Source organism: Desulfurobacterium indicum (assembly GCF_001968985.1).
Classification (GTDB): Bacteria; Aquificota; Aquificia; order Desulfurobacteriales; family Desulfurobacteriaceae; genus Desulfurobacterium_A; species Desulfurobacterium_A indicum.
The window spans coordinates 23,225-44,940 of record NZ_MOEN01000006.1; the positions used below are offsets into that span (position 1 = coordinate 23,225).

General features: G+C 39.5%; 18 protein-coding genes and 1 tRNA gene. 12 read left to right on the forward strand and 7 right to left on the reverse strand.

Annotation, left to right across the window (positions count from 1 at the left end):
* Nucleotides 1-5: 5 nt before the first annotated feature.
* A complete protein-coding gene (locus BLW93_RS02530) occupies nucleotides 6-3,098 on the forward strand; it encodes an FAD-binding and (Fe-S)-binding domain-containing protein (RefSeq protein WP_076712547.1) in 3,093 nt (1,030 codons plus the stop codon).
* A gap of 51 nt (nucleotides 3,099-3,149) precedes the next feature.
* Nucleotides 3,150-4,361 (forward strand): OmpP1/FadL family transporter, encoded by a 1,212-nt coding sequence (locus tag BLW93_RS02535; RefSeq protein ID WP_076712548.1) that lies wholly within the window; start codon nucleotides 3,150-3,152, stop codon nucleotides 4,359-4,361.
* Nucleotides 4,362-4,415: 54 nt separating this feature from the next.
* On the opposite strand, the gene bcp is transcribed toward BLW93_RS02535, so the two are convergent.
* The 3 genes from bcp to BLW93_RS02550 all read right to left on the reverse strand — a co-directional run bounded on the left by bcp (nucleotide 4,416) and on the right by BLW93_RS02550 (nucleotide 6,615).
* Nucleotides 4,416-4,886 carry a thioredoxin-dependent thiol peroxidase gene (bcp, locus tag BLW93_RS02540; RefSeq protein ID WP_076712549.1) on the reverse strand — a complete coding sequence of 157 codons (471 nt, stop codon included), beginning with the start codon at nucleotides 4,884-4,886 and terminating at the stop codon, nucleotides 4,416-4,418.
* Nucleotides 4,887-5,010: 124 nt separating this feature from the next.
* Nucleotides 5,011-6,171 (reverse strand): multiheme c-type cytochrome, encoded by a 1,161-nt coding sequence (locus tag BLW93_RS02545; protein ID WP_158025370.1) that lies wholly within the window; start codon nucleotides 6,169-6,171, stop codon nucleotides 5,011-5,013.
* A gap of 78 nt (nucleotides 6,172-6,249) precedes the next feature.
* Nucleotides 6,250-6,615 (reverse strand): hypothetical protein, encoded by a 366-nt coding sequence (locus tag BLW93_RS02550; RefSeq protein ID WP_076712551.1) that lies wholly within the window; start codon nucleotides 6,613-6,615, stop codon nucleotides 6,250-6,252.
* Nucleotides 6,616-6,912: 297 nt separating this feature from the next.
* Here BLW93_RS02550 and BLW93_RS02555 point away from each other — a divergent pair, with 297 nt between their 5' ends.
* The 9 genes from BLW93_RS02555 (at nucleotide 6,913) to BLW93_RS02595 (ending at nucleotide 13,344) form a co-directional block, all read left to right on the forward strand.
* The gene (locus BLW93_RS02555) at nucleotides 6,913-7,992 is read left to right on the forward strand and encodes a hydrogenase small subunit (protein WP_078058075.1); all 1,080 of its coding nucleotides are present in this window, start codon (nucleotides 6,913-6,915) and stop codon (nucleotides 7,990-7,992) included.
* 35 nt (nucleotides 7,993-8,027) lie between these two features.
* Nucleotides 8,028-9,752: a nickel-dependent hydrogenase large subunit gene (locus BLW93_RS02560; protein WP_076712552.1), complete on the forward strand. Its 1,725-nt coding sequence runs from the start codon at nucleotides 8,028-8,030 to the stop codon at nucleotides 9,750-9,752.
* A 46-nt stretch (nucleotides 9,753-9,798) separates the two neighbouring features.
* Entirely contained in the window at nucleotides 9,799-10,458 is a 660-nt protein-coding gene (gene cybH / locus BLW93_RS02565; RefSeq protein ID WP_076712553.1) for a Ni/Fe-hydrogenase, b-type cytochrome subunit, read from the forward strand.
* Nucleotides 10,459-10,574: 116 nt separating this feature from the next.
* The gene (locus tag BLW93_RS02570; protein WP_076712582.1) at nucleotides 10,575-11,108 is read left to right on the forward strand and encodes a HyaD/HybD family hydrogenase maturation endopeptidase; all 534 of its coding nucleotides are present in this window, start codon (nucleotides 10,575-10,577) and stop codon (nucleotides 11,106-11,108) included.
* A 1-nt stretch (nucleotide 11,109) separates the two neighbouring features.
* On the forward strand, nucleotides 11,110-11,349 hold the full coding sequence (locus tag BLW93_RS02575) for a HypC/HybG/HupF family hydrogenase formation chaperone (protein WP_076712554.1): 240 nt from the start codon (nucleotides 11,110-11,112) through the stop codon (nucleotides 11,347-11,349).
* Nucleotides 11,349-11,699 (forward strand): hydrogenase maturation nickel metallochaperone HypA/HybF, encoded by a 351-nt coding sequence (locus tag BLW93_RS02580; protein ID WP_076712555.1) that lies wholly within the window; start codon nucleotides 11,349-11,351, stop codon nucleotides 11,697-11,699. Before BLW93_RS02575 ends, BLW93_RS02580 begins: the two co-directional genes overlap by 1 nt.
* A gap of 9 nt (nucleotides 11,700-11,708) precedes the next feature.
* Nucleotides 11,709-12,455 carry a hydrogenase nickel incorporation protein HypB gene (hypB, locus tag BLW93_RS02585; protein ID WP_076712556.1) on the forward strand — a complete coding sequence of 249 codons (747 nt, stop codon included), beginning with the start codon at nucleotides 11,709-11,711 and terminating at the stop codon, nucleotides 12,453-12,455.
* A gap of 64 nt (nucleotides 12,456-12,519) precedes the next feature.
* A tRNA-Thr gene (locus BLW93_RS02590) sits at nucleotides 12,520-12,596 on the forward strand.
* 19 nt (nucleotides 12,597-12,615) lie between these two features.
* Entirely contained in the window at nucleotides 12,616-13,344 is a 729-nt protein-coding gene (locus BLW93_RS02595) for a glycerophosphodiester phosphodiesterase (RefSeq protein ID WP_076712557.1), read from the forward strand.
* Here the strand turns inward: BLW93_RS02595 and tgt are convergent.
* Complete coding sequence (gene tgt / locus BLW93_RS02600; protein ID WP_076712558.1) at nucleotides 13,332-14,459, reverse strand: tRNA guanosine(34) transglycosylase Tgt; 1,128 nt, start codon at nucleotides 14,457-14,459, stop codon at nucleotides 13,332-13,334. The genes BLW93_RS02595 and tgt overlap by 13 nt on opposite strands.
* A gap of 104 nt (nucleotides 14,460-14,563) precedes the next feature.
* Between tgt and BLW93_RS02605 the strand changes: the two genes are divergently transcribed.
* Nucleotides 14,564-16,180: a lytic transglycosylase domain-containing protein gene (locus tag BLW93_RS02605; RefSeq protein ID WP_076712559.1), complete on the forward strand. Its 1,617-nt coding sequence runs from the start codon at nucleotides 14,564-14,566 to the stop codon at nucleotides 16,178-16,180.
* Between the two features lie 15 nt (nucleotides 16,181-16,195).
* Here the strand turns inward: BLW93_RS02605 and BLW93_RS02610 are convergent, their stop codons facing one another.
* Genes BLW93_RS02610 through BLW93_RS02620 form a run of 3 tightly spaced genes read right to left on the reverse strand, consistent with a single transcriptional unit; the run spans nucleotide 16,196 to nucleotide 21,635 of the window.
* Complete coding sequence (locus BLW93_RS02610; RefSeq protein ID WP_076712560.1) at nucleotides 16,196-19,270, reverse strand: efflux RND transporter permease subunit; 3,075 nt, start codon at nucleotides 19,268-19,270, stop codon at nucleotides 16,196-16,198.
* Nucleotides 19,267-20,391, reverse strand: coding sequence for an efflux RND transporter periplasmic adaptor subunit (locus BLW93_RS02615; protein WP_076712561.1), 1,125 nt, complete (start codon nucleotides 20,389-20,391; stop codon nucleotides 19,267-19,269). The genes BLW93_RS02610 and BLW93_RS02615 overlap by 4 nt, the downstream gene beginning before the upstream one ends.
* Nucleotides 20,391-21,635 (reverse strand): TolC family protein, encoded by a 1,245-nt coding sequence (locus BLW93_RS02620; protein WP_076712562.1) that lies wholly within the window; start codon nucleotides 21,633-21,635, stop codon nucleotides 20,391-20,393. Before BLW93_RS02620 ends, BLW93_RS02615 begins: the two co-directional genes overlap by 1 nt.
* Nucleotides 21,636-21,716 lie beyond the last annotated feature (81 nt).

Consider the following 21,716-nt stretch of genomic DNA (forward strand, 5'->3'; position numbering starts at 1 on the left):
AAGAGATGAGTTACATCTCAGTTTTGAAGGAGACCTTCAAGGAAAACTTCACGAATGACAAATTAAATAAGATTGCTTATGGCCATGATCTTGGTGAGTTTCCCCCGCCGGTAAAGAAAATGATGGGTATAAGGGAGCCTGATGCCATTGTGAGGATTCTTTCAGAGGATGATGCTAAAAAGCTGATAGAACTTTCTAAGAAATATGGTTTTCATATTGTTCCGAGAGCCAAAGCTTCATCAGGTTATGGTGGTGTTTTGCCGGTTACGGAAGATACGGTCGTTGCCGACCTTGCCTGGATGAAAGAGATAATAAACATTGATAAAGAAAACCTGACTGCTACTGTTCAGCCTGCGGTTGTCTGGAAGGACCTTGATGAGGAACTTAAGGCGAGAGGTTTAACATTAAGACTCTACCCTTCAAGTTACCCGTCTTCAACAGTTGGTGGATGGCTTGCTCAAGGTGGAGCAGGTATAGGAAGTTACGAGTATGGATGGTTTAAAGAGAATGTTGTATCTGCGAAAGTGGTCCTTCCCAATGGAGAGGTAAGGGTTTTTCAAGGGCAGGAACTTCTTGATTATATTGCCGATGCTGAAGGTATTACAGGGATTATTACGGAAGTTACGATTAAGGTTAGACCACTTGAAGAAGAAAAGATAAAAATAGTTGCTTTCGATGATGAAGACGGTATAGGTAGCGCCATTAATTTCCTGTTTGATAATAATGTTCCTGTATGGAGTGTTTCTTTTATAAATCCTGAAGCGTGCCACGTTAAAAATATCTTCCCACCGCCAGCTCCTCACGGACATCCAGAGCCGGAACACAGACCAACTCTTCCTGAGAAATATATGTTGATACTTGCTTATCCAGCTTCAAGAGAGAAAGAGGTAGAAGCGGCAGTTGATTATATGGTTAAAAACTTTAAAGGAGAAGTTCAGTCTGAAGAGATAGCCGAGCATGAGTGGGAAGAAAGGTTTAAGCCGATGAAGGTTAAAAGACTTGGTCCTACCGTTGTTCCAGCTGAGGTTGTTCTTCCTGCTAAAAATGTTGCTGAATTTCTTAAAAGAATAAAAAAAGAGATTAAACACCCTGTTGTTTTTGAAGGATTTACGGTTAAGGGGGGAACGGTTATTCTTCTCGGTTTCATTCCTCACGATATGAGAAAAAAAGATTTTCAATTCGTTTCAAGTCTCGGAGTTACCGTTTCCAAGATAGGTAAGTCTTTAGGCGGTAGAGCTATTACTCCCGGTTATTACTTTGCCCATGAAGCCGAGCAAATTTTTGGTAAGGAGAGGATTCAGAAATTAAGGAAATTTAAGAAGCAGGTTGATCCAAAGTCCCTGATGAACCCTTATAAAGTTGTTCAAGCAGGTAAGCCTGCAAAGATAATGGCACTTGCAAATGCAACAGAACCTATTACAAAGATTCTCGCAAACATGTCAAGTAAATGTGATTTAAAAGAACATTTTGAAGATAAGAAAGGATTTCCCGGAGATATTCTCTGGTATGCTTACTCATGTACCCAGTGCGGTTACTGTGTTGATAGCTGTACCCAGTATGGGGGGTATAAATGGGAAGCTACTACTCCAAGAAGTAAATGGATATTCTTAAGAGAGCTTGTTGAAGGAAGGCTTGAAGAGAGTCAGGAGCTTGTTGACATTTTCCTCGGTTGTACTTTGTGTAACTTCTGTGATATTGAATGTCAGATAGACCTCCCCATACTCCATGCATGGGATAGGTTGAGGGGAAAGTTTGTCCTTAAAGATAAGTTTTCTGCTTTTCCAGCCCTTGAAGTTATGGCAGCAGGTTTAAAACAGCAAAACAACATCTGGGCAGGACCTTCAAAAGATAGAGATAAATGGATTCCAGATGATTTAAAAGAGTATATGGAAGAGAATAAAGGGAAGACGGATATTCTCTACTTTGCAGGTTGTACTGCTGCTTTTGTTGAAAATGATGTTGGTATAGGTGCTATGCGCCTTATGAAGGATGCCGGTATTAAGTTTACAAATTTTGGTAAGCAGGAAGCGTGCTGTGGTATTCCTATGGTTGTTGCAGGAAGGACGGATCTTGTTGAAAGAATGTTTGACCACCATACAAAGCTTGCAAAAGAGATGGGAATTAAAACGATTGTTACTTCCTGTCCTTCCTGTTATAAAACATGGAAGATTTACTACCAGGAGATAGCCGAGAAAAAAGGTGTTGATTATCCGTTTGAAATAAAACACTTTACAGAACTTCTTGCCGATGCTGTTAAAGATGGAAGACTTACATTTGAAAATAAGCCAGAGGGAGTTGATACTATCACTTATCACGATACTTGTAAACTTGGAAGAAGTGTTCCGGTTACAGAACCACCAAGGGAGCTTTTGAAAGCCGTTCCGGGAATTAAGCTTGTTGAAATGAAACATAATAGGGATAAAACTCTCTGTTGTGGTGGTGCTGGAACGCTTGTTAAAAATCCTGAAGTTGCCCATAAAATTGGTCTTAAAAAACTTAAAGAGGCAACCGATGCTGGAGCGGATACTCTGACAACTATATGTCCATGTTGTGAATTTAAGATGAGAGTTGATAGAGATTATCTTGTTGAAAAAGGAAAGCTTCCAGATCTTCAGATAAAAGACCTTGCTTATATTCTCGCAGAAGCGAAAGGTTATAAGCTAAAAGATCCCGAGCCATGGGTAAGAGAGCTCTGGGGAACCTTTGAGGCTATGATAGCGATAATGGATCCTCCTGGTATGGCAAGATTCATGGCTGATTATCTTCCTGAGATGATAGATGCGATGCCTGAGCCATATAGAGGTATGATGAAGTTTATGATGTCTGCTCCAATGCCTGTAAGGAAGGCGATGTTTGCAGCAATGAAACCGATGATGCCAAAGCTCTTTCCGTCAATGCTTGATGAGATGATGCCAAAACTTCTGCCGATATTCCTTAAAGGTATGGAAGAGAGAATACCGATGCCTGACTTTTTGAAAGAGCAGATGCCAGATTTAATGCCAGAAGTGATGAAAAACTATATGTCAGGCTATTTGCCACAGATTATTAAATACTTTATGCCTTACATGGAAAGATACGTAATGACAGGTAAAGCTTAATAAATGTCCCCCTATTGGGGGACTTTAAAACTTAACTTTCTGGAGGGAAACATGAGAAAAAAACTTCTAACACTGCTTGCAGTAGCTGTAGTAGCGGGGGGAATGTCCCAAAAGGCATTTGCTACTAACGGTGATGACATGATTGGAGTGTCACCTGTATCAAGGGCGATGGGTGGTATCGGTGTAGGTATGCCGATATGTGCTACAGATGCTCTCTACAGAAACCCTGCATGGATGTCAAAATCTAAAAATTTTGAAGTTAGCTTTGGTTCAACACTTTTTCTGCCTGATGTGAAAGCTTCTGCAACTACACCTCTTGGGACAGTTGAAGCAACAAGTAAAGCCGATACATTTGTTATTCCTGAGTTTTCAATTACTCAGCGTCTAAATGAGAAAGTTGTTGTGGGTCTTGGAGCTTTTGGAGTTTCCGGTATGGGAACAGATTATAGAAATGCAGATTCTACCGGGATGCTTATGAATATGAATACAAACTTTTCATTCATGAGAATGATGCCTGCAGTTTCCTATAAAATTAGTGACAATCTTTCTATGGGTGCTGCTCTTCACTTGACGTGGGGCTCTCTTGATATGGGAGATGGATATTCTCAAGACTTTGGTATTGGTGGAAATATAGGTTTAGCTTATGAAACGGACATGTTAAGTTTAGGTTTTTCTTACATGAGTCCTGTAAGTATGACTTATAAGAGAGTTTACGATTCAAATGGAGATGGCGTTTATGAAGATATGAAGCTTGAACAACCTCAGGAAGTGGCAGCTGGTGTTGGTGTTAAGCCTATAGATGGATTAAAAGTTGGTTTTGATGTTAGATGGATTAACTGGGCTGATGCTGACGGATACAAACAGTTTGGCTGGAACAATCAGATTGTTTATGCTTTAGGTGCTGAGTATAAGGCTACAGAGGCTTTAACTTTAAGAGCCGGTTTTAATTATGCTAAAAGTCCTTTAGATGATGTTTCTGCTGCTTCAAATGATGCTCCAACTATAACAGTTCCAGATTTAGCTGCTCCCTTTAATGAATATTTTATTGGAGTTATGAACGCTCTTGGATTCCCGGTAATCACAGAAACGCATATTACCATTGGTGCAGGTTATAAAGTTAGTGAACACTTTACGATTAACGTAGCTTACGTTCATGCATTTGAAGGTGACTTTAAAGTTGAAGATACATCAAATGCATACCCAACTTATGAAGCTAAAAATGCTCAAAATAGCATTTCCATGGGTCTCCACTGGAACTTTTAATCCTGCGGAACCTCCCTCCTTTTCTTCTGGAACCCTCCCTTCGGGGAGGGCTTTTTATTTTTCTTTTAATTTCTTTAATGTTTCTAAAACTTTATCAACGTGTCCTTTAACTCTAACATTCTTCCACACATGTGCCACTTTTCCTTCAGGGTCTATTAAATAAGTTGTCCTTACAACTCCGTAGTATTCTTTACCAAATCTTTTTTTCAGCTTCCATGCATCATAAGCTTTTATAATTTCCTTTTCAGGGTCACTCAAAAGAGTGACTTTTAAATTTTTCTTTTCTTTAAATTTTTTGTGACTTTCAACAGAATCTGGGCTTACTCCAATTACTACTGCATTAAGCTTTTCAAACTCTTTTAGTTTTTCTGTGAAATCTTCTGCCTCTTTGGTGCATCCTGGGGTGTTATCTTTAGGATAAAAGTAAAGAACTATCCATTTTCCTTTAAAATCTTTAAGGCATACTTCTTTCCCTTCATCATTTTTAAGGCAGAAATCCAGAGCAGTTTTTCCGATGTCAACCATTTTATTCCTCCAGTTTGTATTTTTCCGTTTTTGATTAAATATATGAAAATTTGAGATAAAAGTTGACTGTTTCGTTTGAAAGTGGGGAGATTTTCTCTCCCCACTTGAAAATCAGAAAGGTTGTTTAACTCTTTTTCTTCCTGTATATGTAATAGGCACCACCGGCAAGAATTATAGGTGTAAATATCATTCCTAGTCCGAATGCTATTGCGGGGAAGTGGCCGTAACCAAGCTCTACAAGTGGTAGTCTGTGTTCTGACCACCACGGACCGTGACAGTCAAGACAATGTAAAGCTTTTTCTTTAGGTAGGACTCCATGATTAAGCTGGAAGTATCTTGAAATTTCAACAAAGCTTTTGCCGTCCCAGTAAAGTCCTGCCGCTTTTGCTCCTGCTTTTATCGCTTTGTCCCTATCTCCTGTTGCAAAGATAATCCCTACTTTTATAGGTATGGGGACGTTGTGTTTTGTATCATATGGAACAATGGCGTAGTGATATTTAAATGGGTAAATTTTCCCGTCTTCCATGTTACCTACAGGTTCTGTGAAAGTAATTTTGCCTAATACACCTTCGACACCTTCGTCAGGTTTTTCAAGTTTTGCCTGGTTAAGTTTTCCATCTATAGCCGGAAGATAAAGTTTTCTTTTTCCGTTCCACCATCTGTATGCAGGGATTATGTTCTCTTTAATCTCCCTCTCTTCTCCCCATTTAACGCCCTCAAACTCAATTTTTCTCCAGTCTCTATGGAGTTCGCTTTTATGTATCACGGGTATATGGCATGTTTGACAGGCGATATGTTTTGTGTGGAAATGTTCTATAAACCAGCCTGTTAAACCTTTGTGGGGATGCTTGTGGCAGTCAGTACATGAAACCGGTTTTGCTTCTCTTGAAAAAGTGTCAACACCGACAGTTCCCACTTTATGATTTCGAAAAGCGTGACAGTCAACACAGTCCATACCTGCTGCCATATGGACATCGATATCTTTTGTTACTTTCTTTGTGAATAGAGCAGAAGAAAGGTTTGGACGTTTGACGCCGTCACCGCCTCCGGAAAAGGCGTGACACAAGAGGCATACATCTTTAGAAGGTTTTGCCTGTATTTTTGATGCGATTTCCTGAAGGTTAATTTTTGCTTCATAATGCCATGTGCCATTTTCGTTGACGGGAACTTTCAAGCCGGTTTTGACACCTTTTCCGCCTCCGTATCCTGCAAGGTGACAGACGAGACAATCAATATCGGCTGCTGCTTCTTCAAACGTCATATCAGGTCTACTCGGTTTCCCCATGCTTACGCCGTGGCACATGGAGCAACCGCTCATGAGTAATTTTCCGTTTATTTTGTCTTCATATCCAGGAGGTGCTTTTTAAAGCATTACTTTTCCGATCCAGTTGACTGTATGACCATTGAAAAATATGGACATACAGTAGTCGTTATAGTTGTGTTTTCCACCCCCTTTCGGGTTTTTCAGATTTACGACATCGTTTTCAACGTTGCTCATCTGAAAGTGATATGAATGGAATACATCTTCAACCTCTTTTTTGTGACAGGGAAGACAGCTTTTAGCACCTTCGTATTTTGTTCTTCCCAGCATTTTAAATACTTCGGTGTGGTCTGCATACCTGTTTTCTGCATCGGAAAACAGGCTTCTTCTAACAGCTGCATGCCCGGCACCCGCAATTAATATAAAGCCGGCAGTAACAAGGGTGCACGTCTTTAGGGCCCTTCTCATATCGACCTCCCTTTTATTTGTTTAGACGAATATCTTAATAAGTAGTATATATTCTGTATCAGCACATGTCAATTAGTTTAATTTTCAATATAAGGTTTGCTGAATAAAACACTAATCAATAAATCAATAAAAAAAGAGATTAAGAAAAAGATGTAACTTTCTTAAGTGAAAGTAAAACTGGAGTAGCACCAAATCTATATTAGATACCACTTATATAAGAAAGTATTGACTTGCCCGAAAGAGACTTTTATAATCACATTATAGTAATGTCCAATCCAAGAAAAGGAGGGTTTAAACATGGACAGAAACATGTTCACGGGGGGATTCCCAGGAACGATCTCCCGTCGTGGTTTCTTGCGTGCTTGTGCTATAGCCACAGCGGCTATGGGGCTTCCAATGGAAATGGTATCAAAGGTAGCTGAGGCTGCAGAAGATCCGAAAAGACCGAGAGTTGTTTGGCTTCATTTTCAGGAGTGTACAGGATGTTCTGAGTCTCTTTTGAGAGCTTCTCACCCTGACCTTGCTGCCTTAATACTTGACCTTATCGATCTTCAGTATCATGAAACACTTATGGCAGGTGCTGGACCTCAGGCAGAAGAAGCTTTTGAAAAAGCTATCGAAGAGCCAAACTACATTCTTGTGGTTGAAGGTTCTATACCGACAGGTGACTACGAAGATTTTTGTATGATCGGTGGTCATTCTGCTATGCATAATCTTAAGAGAGCTGCTAAAAATGCTCTTGCTATTATCAACATAGGAACGTGTTCTGCTTACGGTGGTATTCCGGCTGCAAGGCCAAATCCTACAAAAGCAGTTGGTACCGGTGATATTATTAAGGATAAGCCTATTGTGAATGTTCCAGGTTGTCCTCCAAACCCATATAACTTCCTTTCAACGGTTCTCTACTTCCTTACGTTTAAGAAGCTTCCACCAACAGATATTTACGGAAGGCCACTCTTTGGTTATGGAAGGAGAATTCACGACCAGTGTGAAAGAAGACCTCACTTTGACGAAGGAAGATATGTTGAGCAGTTTGGTGATGAGGGACACAGGCTTGGTTACTGTCTCTATAAGATGGGATGTAAAGCTCCAGAAACATTTTCTAACTGTTCAATAATCAGATTTAACGATGTTGAAGTATGGCCTGTTTCTGTTGGTAACGGTTGTTACGGATGTACAGAACCGAACTTCTGGGATACTATGACACCGTTCCATGAGAGACTCCCAGGTATCAGTTTGCCTGTTAATGGTGGAATAATTGCAAATGCTACAGATATTGGTAAGAAAGCTCTTGGTATTACGGCAGCAGCTCTTGCTATTCATGCTGGTATCGGTGTAGCTAAAAGCCTTGCGAAAGGTAAAAAAGAGGAAGAATAATTTTCAATAACAAAACCCCAGACGGAGGTTAAACTATGGCGAAGAGAGTAGTTGTTGACCCTATTACGAGAATTGAGGGTCACTTACGTATAGAGGTTGAGGTGGAAAATGGCAGAATTAAAGATGCCGTTTCTTCTGCTCAGATGTGGAGAGGTCTTGAAAATATTATTATCGGAAGAAAGGCAGATGATGCCTGGATGTTTGCTCAAAGGACATGTGGTGTTTGTACAACAGTTCACGCTATTGCATCTGTGAGGTCTGTTGAAAATGCTCTTAAGCTTGAAATTCCTTACAACGCTCAGATGGTAAGGAACCTTATTATTGCTTCTCACGCACTTCAGGATCATATCGTTCACTTTTATCATCTTTCTGCTCTTGACTGGGTTGATATTGTTTCAGCTCTCAAAGCAGACCCTAAAAAAGCTGCAGCAATAGCAGACAGCTATCAGAACTGGAAGCTTAACGGTGATTCTGTATTTAGGGCAGTTCAGGAGAAACTCAAGAAATTTGTAGCTTCAGGGCAACTCGGTATATTTGCTACAGGTTATTGGGGACATCCAGCAATGATTCTTCCACCGGAAGTAAACCTCATTGCGGTTACTCACTATCTCCAGGCTCTTGACTTCCAGAGAAAGGCATGTCAGGCAATTGCTATTCTCGGTGGTAAGAACCCACACATCCAGAACCTTGCTGTTGGAGGTGTATCTACTGCTATTAATCCTGATAACGTTGCTACACTTAACATGGAGAGACTTGAATATATTAAGACACTTCTTGATGATGTTAGAGACTTTGTTCAAAATTGTTACCTTCCTGATGTTATTGCTATTGCGTCTTTCTACAAAGACTGGCTCGCTTACGGTAAGACAGGTGAGTACTACCTTGCTGTTCCTGAGCTTCCTCAGGATACGAAAGGTGAGACATTCGATCTTCCAGGTGGAACAGTAATTAACAATAAGGTTACACCTATTAAGAGTTTCTACGATCCATACTTCATTAACAATGTTTATGAGAACATTACTCACGCCTGGTATGACGGTGACTGGACAAGGCATCCATGGGAAGAAGAGACAGTTCCTAAGTACACAGGTCTTAAGCCTGACGGAACTGTTGATGAAAATGGTAAATATTCATGGTCAAAAGCTCCAAGATTCAAAGTTAACGGCGAATATGTTCCTATGGAAGTTGGTCCTCTTTCTCAGGTTCTTGCAGGATATCTTCAGGGACACAAGCTTACCAGGAAATGGGCTGACTACGCACTGAATCAGCTCAGCAGCATGGCTGGAACAAAGGTTACTATCGAAAACCTCAAGTCAACGCCAGGCCGTCACCTTGCAAGAGCGATCAGAGCTGCAATGATGGCAGATCTTGCCATGAAGCAGTGGGAGCAGCTTGTTGACAACATTGGAAGGGGCGATCTTGAGATCTTCAATCCACCATCCTATCCGCAGGGAGAAATAAGAGGTTGCGGTTTCCATGAAGCACCACGTGGAGTTCTTTCTCACTGGTCTGTTGTTCACAATGGCGGAATAATGAAGAACTATCAGGAAGTTGTTCCTTCTACCTGGAATGCTGGTCCAAGAGACAGCAAAGGGCAGAGAGGTCCTTATGAAACTGCTCTTATCGGTAATCCAGTTGTTGAACCAGAGAAGCCGCTTGAAGTTTTAAGAACTGTTCACTCATTTGACCCATGTATTGCATGTGCTGTTCACATGATTGATCCTGAAGGTAAGGAAATCGTTAAAGTTAAAGCTCTGTAATGTTTGGGGGCTTTAAGCCCCCTTAATTTCCTCAAGGAGGGAACTAATGGCAGGTCACGGAAAAGATTATGAAAAAGTCTATGTCTGGAGCGTCCTGCTCAGGGTTTACCACTGGGTGTTTGCTCTTTCCATCTTTGTTCTTATTGCCACAGGCCTTTACATTGACTGGCCCTGGACAAATACATGGATGGAAGGGAGCCATCAGTGGACAATGGCTCTGATGAGGTATATCCACTATGTTGCAGGAATGCTCTTTACAATGGCTGTTATTACAAGAATTTACCTGTGGTTCTTTGGCAATAAAAACGAAAAAGTTTGGGATTTTGCTCCAATTACGCCAAGGAATATTAAAAACATGTTTACAACTGCTTTTTACTACGCTTATCTTACTGACAGCCACGAACACAGAACAGGCCATAACGCTATGGCAGGTATGTCATACGTTATGACTATTCTTCTTGCTGTTGTTCAGTTTATTACAGGTTTCTATCTGCTTTATCCTGAAAGCAGTTTCTTCGTGAGCCTTGGTTCAATTTTTGGAACTCAGCAGACGGCAAGATTTATCCATCATATTCTCAACTGGTATTTCGCGATCTTTGCACTTGTTCACATCTACATTGCTTCCTGGAACGATATCAGGAATCCTGAAGGGCTTATTTCTTCTATCTTCTCAGGATATAAGTTTTTCCCGAAGGATCATCACTGATTACTAAAAGTGGTATATAATAAGGGGGAGATTTTCTCCCCCTTATTTTTTTATGGTGATTTTACCAGAGGATCAGAAGGTCTTTTGGTGAGATTATCAGTATGAAAGGAGAGGTTATGGAAAAAATAGGTATAATGGGTGTAGGAAATATACTTCTTGGTGATGAGGGGTTTGGTGTTCATTTCATAGAGTATTTTAAAAGGCGGTATGATGTTCCAGAGAATGTTGAACTTATAGACGGTGGGACGGCTGGGATTTTTCTTTCACCTTTGATAGATTACATAAAAAAACTCATAATAATTGATGTTGTTGCCGTTGATGCAGAACCTGGTTCCATCTATACTTATGATAAGGAGGATTTTTACATAGATAATCTTCCTCTTAAACTTTCACCTCATCAGATAGGATTGCAGGAAGTTCTACTTTTAAACGATATAAAGGGCTCATGTCCTGAGTATGTTAAGCTTATTGGCATTGTTCCTGCATCTCTTGATCCTGATACAGAGCTTTCACCTATTTTAAAAGAGAAACTTAAAGATGTTGAGAAGTTGGTGATAGAAGAACTTAAAGCTCTTGGAGTAGAAGTAAAGCCTAAAAAGTTAGATAGTGAAGAAAAGATATGGTGGGAAAGGGATAAGAAGGAGGTTTAGTATGTGTGTAGGTGTTCCTATGAGGATAGTGGAAATAAACTATCCTATGGCAGTTGCAGAGGCAAAAGGTGTTAAGAGAAACATAAACTTGATGCTTATACCTGAAGAAGATGTTAAAGTTGGTGATTATGTGATGGTTCATGTTGGTAGTGCCATTGAAGTTATTAGTGAAGAGGCGGCTAATGATATATGGGAGGCGTTAGACGAGCTTCTTGAATTTATGGATCAGGAGTCTGGATAATGCATGAAACCTCACTTGTAATGGGAATGTTTGATAATATCGTGAAGGTTGCAGAAAAAGAGAATGCGAAAAAAGTTCTTAAAGTTAGAGTAAAAATAGGGAAGCTGGCAGGCGTTGTGATAGATTCTTTTGTTTTTGCTTTTGATTCTCTCAAAAGTGAATATCCTTATATGAAAGACGCAGTTCTGGAAATAGTGGAAGTTCCTGCTATTTACAGATGTTTTGATTGCGGAGAGGAGTTTGAAGTTGATAATGCTTATTTTCCTGAGTGTCCAAAGTGCGGTTCTCTAAATGTTATGATGCTTTCAGGTGAAGAGTTGGAAGTTGTTGATATAGAGATTGATGTTTAGGAGGTTATTATGTGTGATGTTTGTGGATGCGGCACACCGTCTCATGAACATGATCATGAACATACGCATGAACATGAAAATGTTAAGACTGTAAAGCTTGAAGAGAGTCTTTTTAAACAGAATGATAAGTATGCGGAAGAAAATAGAAAGCATTTTGATGAGAAAAATCTTCTTGCCATTAACCTTATAAGTTCTCCGGGTTCAGGAAAAACGACACTCCTTGAAAAGACAATAGAAAAGTTGAAAGATGAATTTACAATAGGTGTTCTTGAAGGAGATATTGAAACAGAGAGAGATGCCGAGAGAGTAAGAGCTAAAGGGGCTTATGCTGTTCAGCTTACTACCGGTGGTGCCTGCCATCTTGAAGCTCCTCTTGTTCATAAGGGGTTTCACGCTCTTGAACATCAACTTGAAGGGAAAGAGCTTGATGTTCTTTTTATAGAGAATGTCGGTAACCTTGTTTGTCCAAGCTCTTTTGACCTTGGCGAGCATGTGAGAGTTGTTCTGGTATCTGTTCCGGAAGGTCCTGACAAACCGGCGAAGTATCCGAAAGCTTTTACCACGTCTGACGTTTTTATCATTACGAAAATAGATCTTCTTCCCCATTTTGATTTTGATGTTGAAAAGGTGAAAAAGGAAGCTCTTTCTCTTAATCCAAAACTTAAAATTTTCACAATTTCAACGGTAACAGGCGAAGGGCTTGGCGAATGGATTAACTATTTGAAAGAACTTATAAAGAATAAGAAGGGCGTTTAAGGTAAAGGGGTTTTCCCCTTGCCTTTTTACCATTCAATCATATATTTTTCCCTATGATTTTTCTGCCCACGTGGCTCAGGAGGTTAGAGCGCACCCTTGGTAAGGGTGAGGTCGGCGGTTCAACTCCGCCCGTGGGCACCATTTCGGGGAAGAGGGAAAATTGAAAATAATAGCTCATCGGGGAGCATCTTTTTATTCTCCTGAAAATACGATTTCTGCCTTTAATCTGGCTTTTCAAATGGACGCTGATGGCATTGAGATGGATGTTAGACTTTCTAAAGATGGTGAAATAATAGTTATTCATGATAAGACCACTGATAGGACGGGGGATAAGAGCTTAGATGTTTCTAAAGTTTCTTATGATTCTTTGAAGACTGTTGATGTAGGTTCGTATTTTGCTCCTGAATTTAAGGGAGAAAGAATTCCGCGTTTAAAAGATGTAATTAAACTGTTTGGTGATAAAGAGCTTTATATTGAGATTAAAACAGATGTAGAAATAATTTCTCATCTTATTGCTCTTTCAAAAAGCCTTTCTTTTTCAAAAGATTTCCTGTTTTTCAGTTTTGATTTTGAAGTTGTTAAGCGGTTGAAGGAGTTTTTTCTTCGTAACAGAGTTTTGTTTATAGTTGATTACGGTTATAACGTTCCTAATAGAGATGGAATTTACGAAGATATCGTTTCAATGGTGAAAAGCGCTTCCCTTGATGGTGTTTCAACATGCCCCAGTTTAAAACACGGAAGAGAAGCTACAACTTTCTTTAAGTCTGCAGGGCTTTTCTGGAATGTCTGGACGGTGGATAATCCTTATCTTGCAAAGGAGTTTAAATCCCTCGGAGTGGATTCACTCTCTACCAACCGTCCAGACTGGATAATATCTCAGGTAAGGTAGTAGAAACTTTCTTCATCTGTTTTGTATTTTGAAAAGAATTCTTTTTTGAATTCTTTGAATTGTTTATTTTTAATGGCTTCTCTCGTTTTCTCCATCAATTGTGCGTAGAAGTGAAGGTTATGTATTGAGTTGAGTATCAGGGCATTTATCTCTTTTGAGGCGAACAGGTGCCTTAAATAAGCCCTCGAGAAGTTTCTGCAGGTGTAGCAGTCACAGTTTTCGTCAACAGGCCTTTCGTCGCTTTTGTATTTTGCACTTTTTATGTTGAGTTTTCCATTCCATGTAAACAAGGTTCCGTTTCTCGCGTTTCTTGTTGGCATTACACAGTCAAACATATCAACACCGTGTTCAACGGCAACGATTATATCTTCAGGTTTTCCGACTCCCATCAGGTATCTCGGTTTTTCATACGGTAAGAGAGGGGCTATGAGAGATGTGATTCTATACATATCTTCTTTTGGTTCGCCAACGCTGAGTCCGCCTATTGCAACGCCGTCAAAAGGAAGGTCTGAAGTCAGTTTTGCGCTTAATATCCTTAAATCGTCAAATGTTCCGCCCTGAACGATACCAAAAATGGCTGTTTTATCGCTTGTTCGTGCTTCGATGCTTCTTTTTGCCCAGCGGTAGGTTCTTTCAAGGGAATGTTTTGCATATTCTCTCGTTGCAGGATAAGGTGTGCATTCGTCAAGAACCATTCCGATATCAACGCCGATTTTCTCTTCATATTCGATAACAAGTTCCGGTGAGAAGAAATGTTTGGAACCGTCAATATGGGAGCGGAAATAGACACCTTCTTCAGTAAGTTTCATCAGATCGCCCAAGCTGAAAACCTGGAATCCACCGCTATCGGTGAGTATAAGACCGTCCCAGCCGACAAATTTATGAATACCTCCGACATTTTCAATCAGTTCTGTGCCGGGTCTTAGGTAAAGATGGTATATGTTGGAAAGAACCATGGAGTAACCGGAGCTTTTTACTTCTTCCCATCTCACCCCTTTTATTGCTCCTGCCGTTGCTACCGGCATAAAACATGGAGTTTCCGTCTGTCCGTGAGTTCCTTTTAAGATACCAGTTCTTGCCTTTCCATCACTTGCCAATATTTCAAAATTTAACATTTTGTCTCCTTATGAAGTTTTTAGCTGATATAATATATGATATGAAAAGGTTTTCTGTAATTATACTTCTATTTTTTCTCTTTTTTTCTTCTTTGGTGTCAGCCATGACAAGGGAAGAGGTCGAAGATTTTTCCCGACTTAATTTCTCCTCTCCGGTTTCTTATCTTGTATTTCTTCAGAAATATCCAGATTCTCCGTTTAAGAGAACTGTTAAAGAGATGTTTATCGATTCTATTAGTGAAACCGGTAACTATTCCGATTTTGCCGATGTTGGATTTTCTGAAATTTCTGATTATTATAAGGTTAAGCTTGCAGAGATTTATAGAAAACGTGGATTGGAGATAAAGGCACGAGAACTTTATAAAAAGGTTTTTTCCAGAACAAACAGTTACGATGAGCAGATTATCGTTGCTAACGCTGGTGACACTACTTTCCTAACAGAAAATCAGACTATAATTGCAAATAAAATTTGGTTTGCAATGAAAAACAGGAACTTTGACATTGCGAAATTTTATTTATCTTTGCTTCCTCCGGAAAATAAATTTTACCTTTATTTTAAAGGTGTAATTCTGTATAAAACGGGAAGGCGTAAAGAAGCACTTTTCTGTTTTAAAAATTCTTCCATTCCTGAGGCACTGTTTTTCCGTCTTATTCTTGAAAAGGATCCCTTTGTGAAAATCGAACTGTTGCAGGAACTTTTGGATTCTAATGCGAGGAGAAGTTTTAAATTTTCCGGTGCGAGAATTACGCTTAACAAACTGCTTGTTTCCAATCTTTCTCTTTTTAAACTTGCTCTGGATAGCGTTAAAAGTTTTGATGCTGTTTTATATAAAGAGTATCTTGCCAAATATTACGTTAATGTAGGTCAGTTCAAAAATGCTCTGTCTATCTTAAACAGTATGCACACACCTTCTGCTGAAGGTTTAGCTGCGGCTATAGAATTAGCCGTTTTCGATAAGCGAGTGAACTTGAATGGAAATAATTTCTACTCCTTTGTTTTGACCGGTAGAAAGCCGAAAGTGACCTTCTTAAAACCTTCTATTTCAATGGTAAATGACGAGGGGTTAAGATTTATTTTAAAAAGAAGAAGATATTTTTTGTTGAATTTTGTGGATTTTTCCCGGTTTTCTCCTTTTGATGCTGCTGTTGCGTGTTATCTTGCAAAAAGATATAAAGACGCCATAAGGTTTGCTTCAAAAACGCTGGGTGGCAGAATATCCAAAAGGCAAAAAGCTGTTCTTTACACGATTCTTTATCCGTCCCCTTCGGTTTTTAAAGGTGATATTGTTTCTCTTTCTATTGCACGGCAGGAGAGTCTGTTCGATCCGGGGGCTTTTTCAAGAAGCGGTGCTATAGGTTATATGCAGATAATGCCTTTTACGGGAAGGCATATAGCGTTTATAAAAGGTGATAACTTTAATGTTTCTAATCTATACGATATTAAAACTAATATTTCTTATGGAACTTTCTACATAAAGAAATTAATAAGGCAGTTTGGTTCGCTTCCGCTTGCAGCAGCTGCTTACAATGCAGGTCCAGGTCGGATCAGGAGGCTTCTAAAGCTTTACGGCGGTGTTGATTCTAATACTGATCTTGTGTTGTTTGTTGATACATTTCTGCCTCTTGATGAAACAAGGAATTATGTTAAGAAAGTGGTTTCCAATTGCTTCTTTTACTCTAAAAAATTCGGTGTAAGTGATAAGATCTGCCGGGTAAAGTGACCCGGCAGAATTGAGTTATTCTGATTGTTTTGTATTCCCATAAGTATAGACAAATAGAAGAGGAATAAACACAAGTGTAAGAAATGTTCCTACTATAAGTCCTCCGATTGCAACGGCGCCAAGTGGTGCAAGTCTTTCAAGTCCTATTGCATTTCCCATTGCGACAGGAAGCATTCCTGCGGTTGTTGCAAAAGCGGTCATAAGCACAGGTCTTGTTCTGATTTTTATACTTTCAAGGATCGCCTCTTTCGGACTCATTCCATTTTTGATGCCGTTAAGTGCAAAGTCTATGAGCAGTATAGCGTTGTTAACAATAATACCACTTAACAGGACAAATCCCATCATTGCAGGCATTGATATGTGGTAGTCAAAGATAAGCAGTGACCATGCAGCTCCAATAAGCGTAAGAGGGATAGAGACAATAATGAGCAGAGGAGCTTTTACAGAGTTGAACATGGGAACAAGGACAAAGAATATAAGTAGAACAGCAAAACCTATGGCTTTAAGCATTCTTTTGGCAGAATCTGTAAACTGTTTTATATCGCCTGTTTGCTCCATTCTTACATCAGGCGGAAGTTTTTTTCCTTTGAATGCTTTTTCGAAACTTGCCATTATGTGGGTTATTGCTGCTTTTTTTCTGAATCCGTAAACATCGAGGGTGTACTGGAGTCCTTCTCTTGTTATTACGTTAGGTTCGTAAACGTAACTTATCTTTGTAACGGTGGAAAGAGGAATTTTACCCAGTTTGCTGTTTATCAGGGTGTTTTCAAGTGTTTTAATAGAGTCTCTGTCTGTTTTTTCGAGCCATACTCTTATTGTAAAGTCTTTTGCATTCACTACGGGAAAAGAGGCTGCTTTTATACCTCTTAGAACTGTTGTTAGTTGCGTGGCTATGTCTTCAGGTGTTAAACCATATGCTGCTGCTTTCTTTTCATCTACATTTAGGACGTAAACTTTTTTGTTTTTGTTCCATGTTTTAGCGACACAGGTTATGCCTTTTGTCTTATATATAGCTTGTTCTACGATTTTCCCTGCTTTTTCCAGAGAATCAAAATTTGATGAGTAAAGTGTAACGTCAATGTTTCCTCTGATACTTGAGAGAGCGGTCGCACCGTAGTCTGAAACGGTAAATTGTTCTATGTTAGGTATTTTGGCTATTTTCTTTCTTAACTCGTCTTCTATCTGCCAGATTGATTTTTTCCTTTCAAATCGGTTTACGTAAGTTGCTGTGATGCTAATGGAGTCTATACCTCCTCCGCTTCCTATAGATAAGACTCCAGGTTCGCTTCCGATAGATGATGAAACTCTCAGAACTTTGCCGCTCGAGTATATTGCTTTTATGGTTTTTTTAAGCACTTCTTCACTGTCTTTTATCTTCAGATTAGGGTCCACGGTGATTCCGATTTTCACGATGCCGGTGTCCATGGGTGGCATAAGTTCTTTTCCGACAATAGGCATAAGCCCTTTTACACTCATCACGAAAAGGAATACCAGGAATAAAACGTATCCTGCTGCAACCTTTTTATTTTCTAGTCCCTTTTTGACAAGATTGTGGAAAAACATTCTGAAAACGTTGTTTATTCTGGAGATTATGCTTTCAAATATCTCTTCTGCTTTTAGTATGAGCGGATTTTTTATTGCGAGGAGTCTGAGTGACAGCAGAGGAACGGCTGTTATGGATATCGCGTAGGAAGCTGCAAGAGCAAGGAGTAGTGTTCCTGCAAGAGGCCTGAATATTGTTTGTGGATAGTCTCCCACAAACATAATCGGGAATAGAGCAGCCATTGTTGTGATTGTTCCTGCAAGATCTGAGAACATTATCTCTTCAGTCCCTTCTATTACAGCTTTCTTTATTGGTTTTTTAAGCTCTCTATAGTGCCTTTCTATGTTTTCCATTACGACGACGGCGTCGTCAAGAAGGAGTCCAAGAGCCAGGATTATGGCTGTAAGAGTTACAACGTTAAATTCTATTCCGGTTAGCCACATAAGGGCTACTGTTGTTGCATAAACCAGAGGAATTGTAAACAGGACGACAAGCACCTGCCTGAAGCTTGCAAGGAAGAAAAATACCACGATAGTGGACATGACTATCGCGTCTCTTAAAGATTCAAACATGTTAGTGGTGCTTTGAAGAATCGTATCTTTTTGTGTGTCTGTTATGTGGAAGTTGAGCGTCGGGTATTTTTTCTTTATGACCTTGAGAATTTTTTCGACTTTGTCTATTGTCTTTATGACATCTGCGTTTGTTTCTCTCTGAACGGCAAGTGCTATTGCAGGTTCTTCGTCGCCGTAATAGAGAGCGCTGTTTTCATAATGTCCAAAGTAAACCTTTGCTATATCACCTATTGTTACATCTTTTATTATTGGGATATTCTTGATTTTATCAAGAATGTCTCTTTTCCCTTTTATTTTCAAAAGAACTTTGCTGTAGTTTCCCGTTATTGAACCTATGGCAAAGTCTCTATCGTGTTTTGAGAGTGCGGCGATAACCATGGCGGGAGACAATCCATATTTGTCCAGTTTTTTCTTGTCAGGTATGACCATTACTTCTTTTTTGTATCCACCGAAAATATCCACATTAGCAACGCCGTCGATTTTAAGCAGAGTATCTTTTATGTCATTTTCGGCGATTTCTCTCACATCAGTAAGGGGAAGTTTCTTAGATGATACCGAGATAACTACGATCGGCTCTAGTGTATCATCTATTTTGTAAACCTGAGGTTCTCTGATATCAGGCGGAAGGTCGTTTTTAATTTTTGACAAAGCCTGTGTGACTTCTGTTGTTGCAGCGTCTATGTTTTTTCCGTAGTTGAATTCGGCATGTATTACGGTAACTTCGTCAATTGTTGTTGAGTATACTCGTCTTATGCGATCAAGGGTGTAAAGCTCTCTTTCGACCGGAACTACAACGTTAGATGCGATTTCCTTTGCCGAGGCTCCCGGTTCTACTATTACGACGGCTACTTCTGGTCTGTTTGAGTTGGGGAAAAGCTTTCTGTTTATGTTGTTGTAACCAAATATTCCCAGAAACAGGAATATTGCCAGAAATGAATAGATAAAGTAAGGTCTTTTTAGTAAGCTCTTGATCATTCCTCACCACCTGCCACGATTCTTATTAGTTTTGATTCACTACCAACGGCAACGGGTTCGTTTATGGAAGGTTTTATAACGGCTTTTTTGTCATCTTCAGCTACAACTGTTACTTTTTTGAGTCTGGATTGTCCGTTTTCTTTGACGACGACGAAGGTTCCGTTATCTCTGTGAACTAACGCGTTTAACGGAACAGTTGTTCCTTGTGCTTTTTTAAGGATAACTTTTACGTTAATAAGACTGCCCTGGGGGATTTCTTTTCCGTTTTCAAGTACCGCTTCGGCGGTGGGTAATCCGTTTTCTGCTTCCGGATAGATCTTTGTTACTTTTCCGGTTCCGTATTTTGGTATCGTTACTGGTTGTCCCGGCTTTAGGTGAATATCGTCCGGGAATGTGAATACTATTTTTTCGTAACCTGTAAGTATTGAAAGTATAGGCTTACCCGGAACTGCAAGGTTGCCTTCCCTGATGAAGACCCTTCCCACAATTCCGTTAACCGGAGATGTTATGGTTGTGTAATTTAACAGACTCTCTTTCCCTTTTATAGCTTCTTTTAATCCTGATATTTCGTTATGTTTTGCTTCAATCGCTTTTTGGGCACTTTCCACTTTTATGGTTTTAAGTTTTAGTTCTGTTTCGGCTCCTTCAAGCTGTTCTTTTGATGCTCCTCCGGCTTTGTATAGTGCTTTTATTCTTTTGTATTTGTCCTCTGCAAATTTCTTTTCTGTTTGAGCGGCTTTCAGAGATAGTTTGAGCGCTTCCAGTGATTTTTCTGCGGCTTTCAGGTTTTCTCTTAGTTGCTTTATACTGCTTTCAATTTCACTTCCGTCTATTTTTGCCAGCAGCATTCCTTTATGGACTTTCTGGTTCTCAGAGACGTAAACTTTGTCTATGTATCCAGAAAGTTTTGTCGAAACGAGAACGGTATTTTCTCTCAAAGCTTTTCCTGTGAATAGGGCAGTTTCAGTTACGTTTCCTTTTTCTGGAAGGACAGTTTTAACGATAATTGAAGGAATAGTCGGTAGAGAGGCTGCTTCCATTTCAGCCTTTCTTTTTTTTACCAGTCTTATTCCTGCAAATACGACTGCTGCCACTACAGCAATGGTTAAGATTTTTCTCATTATTTCACCTCGCCTTTGACGAACTTCAGATAATATATTGCGTCAATTAGATCATATTTTGCCGATATCAGACGGCTTTTTGCACTTTCAAATCTTGCTTCTGCATTTAAGAGATCGTATATCGTTCCGGCTCCCGTGTCATACCTTACTTTTTCTATTTCTTTAACTTTTCTGGCAAGTTCCAGCTCTTTTTCTGTTCCTCTTATTTTCTCTTTTGCCGTTTCTATTTTTGCCAGTGCTTCTGTTAAATTTTTCTGTAGAAATAGTTTCTCTTTTTCTATTTCGATTTTTGATGAGAGCACTCCTTCTTTTGCCATTTCCAGCTTTGCTTCTCTGCTGCCGAAATCGAATAGTAGCCAGTTGAAGCTTATTCCTACCTGCCAGAGTTCGGCACTTTCTCCTGCTCCGTAGTTTCTACCGTAGTAAGCGTCGAGATTAACTGATGGGAAGTAAGAAGATTTTAGTTTTTTTGTAAGTTTTTTACTCTTTTCCATCTGGAGACGGGCTATTTTTACTCTGATGTTTTCAGATAGATTTGTGTCGGGAGTCTCTTTGGGTTCGCCATTAATCGGTTCAAGTTCTCCTATATTTTTTTTGCCCATTAAAAAGGCAAGTGCAGAACGTAAGGTTTTGATGTTTCCGTTTATAGTCTCTATTTCAGTATTGATTTTTTCTATCTCTGTTTCGACTTTTAATAGGTCTATTTCAGGTCTCTTTCCTGTTTTTATACCTACCTGTATCTCTTTTTTTAAAGTATTGAGAGCATTTATATATGATGATAGGGCGTTCCTGTTTTCTTTTAAGGATAGAATTTTCAGGTATATTGAGCGAACGTTGTAAGCAATCTGAGATTTTGAGAGCTGAAGGTAATCTTCTGCAAGTTTCTTCTCGAGGTTTGCTATTTTGACATCTTCAATTTTTGAGAATCCGGAGAATATATTTACCGTATAGGCTATTCCAAGGCTTCCTATGTCTCTGTCCGAAGGCACCGGAGACAGAATAGGGGGAACTATAGGAGTGAGAGTTCTCGGTATGTTGTATCTTGTGTAGCTTCCTTTCAGTATGAATTTTCCGAAATTTCCTCTTTTTTTGCTTTTAACGTTCAATTTGGCAGAACGGATCTTTGTTTGTGTGATAAGAATGTCAGGGTTATTTTTGAGTGCGGTGTTCACCGCTTCTTCCATTGTCAGTCCGTATGCTGTTATTGGAAGCAATACGGCAATGACCGGTAAAAGCTTTTTCAACGTTTCCTCCGGGTAACGTGGTCTGTGTTTAAAGATACTTACTATTTTTCCTCTTTCATTGATGTTTGTCAAAAATTTGTA

Bases quoted from the DNA above. Each gene is read 5' to 3' on its own strand.
- hypB (WP_076712556.1), top strand. From the start codon at position 11,709: ATGTGTGATGTTTGTGGATGCGGCACACCGTCTCATGAACATGATCAT.
- BLW93_RS02560 (WP_076712552.1), top strand. From the start codon at position 8,028: ATGGCGAAGAGAGTAGTTGTTGACCCTATTACGAGAATTGAGGGTCAC.
- BLW93_RS02615 (WP_076712561.1), bottom strand. From the start codon at position 20,391: ATGAGAAAAATCTTAACCATTGCTGTAGTGGCAGCAGTCGTATTTGCA.
- BLW93_RS02580 (WP_076712555.1), top strand. From the start codon at position 11,349: ATGCATGAAACCTCACTTGTAATGGGAATGTTTGATAATATCGTGAAG.
- BLW93_RS02545 (WP_158025370.1), bottom strand. From the start codon at position 6,171: ATGGGGAAACCGAGTAGACCTGATATGACGTTTGAAGAAGCAGCAGCC.
- BLW93_RS02605 (WP_076712559.1), top strand. From the start codon at position 14,564: ATGACAAGGGAAGAGGTCGAAGATTTTTCCCGACTTAATTTCTCCTCT.
- BLW93_RS02575 (WP_076712554.1), top strand. From the start codon at position 11,110: ATGTGTGTAGGTGTTCCTATGAGGATAGTGGAAATAAACTATCCTATG.
- cybH (WP_076712553.1), top strand. From the start codon at position 9,799: ATGGCAGGTCACGGAAAAGATTATGAAAAAGTCTATGTCTGGAGCGTC.
- BLW93_RS02530 (WP_076712547.1), top strand. From the start codon at position 6: ATGAGTTACATCTCAGTTTTGAAGGAGACCTTCAAGGAAAACTTCACG.
- BLW93_RS02610 (WP_076712560.1), bottom strand. From the start codon at position 19,270: ATGATCAAGAGCTTACTAAAAAGACCTTACTTTATCTATTCATTTCTG.
- BLW93_RS02550 (WP_076712551.1), bottom strand. From the start codon at position 6,615: ATGAGAAGGGCCCTAAAGACGTGCACCCTTGTTACTGCCGGCTTTATA.
- BLW93_RS02555 (WP_078058075.1), top strand. From the start codon at position 6,913: ATGGACAGAAACATGTTCACGGGGGGATTCCCAGGAACGATCTCCCGT.
- bcp (WP_076712549.1), bottom strand. From the start codon at position 4,886: ATGGTTGACATCGGAAAAACTGCTCTGGATTTCTGCCTTAAAAATGAT.
- BLW93_RS02570 (WP_076712582.1), top strand. From the start codon at position 10,575: ATGGAAAAAATAGGTATAATGGGTGTAGGAAATATACTTCTTGGTGAT.
- BLW93_RS02535 (WP_076712548.1), top strand. From the start codon at position 3,150: ATGAGAAAAAAACTTCTAACACTGCTTGCAGTAGCTGTAGTAGCGGGG.
- tgt (WP_076712558.1), bottom strand. From the start codon at position 14,459: ATGTTAAATTTTGAAATATTGGCAAGTGATGGAAAGGCAAGAACTGGT.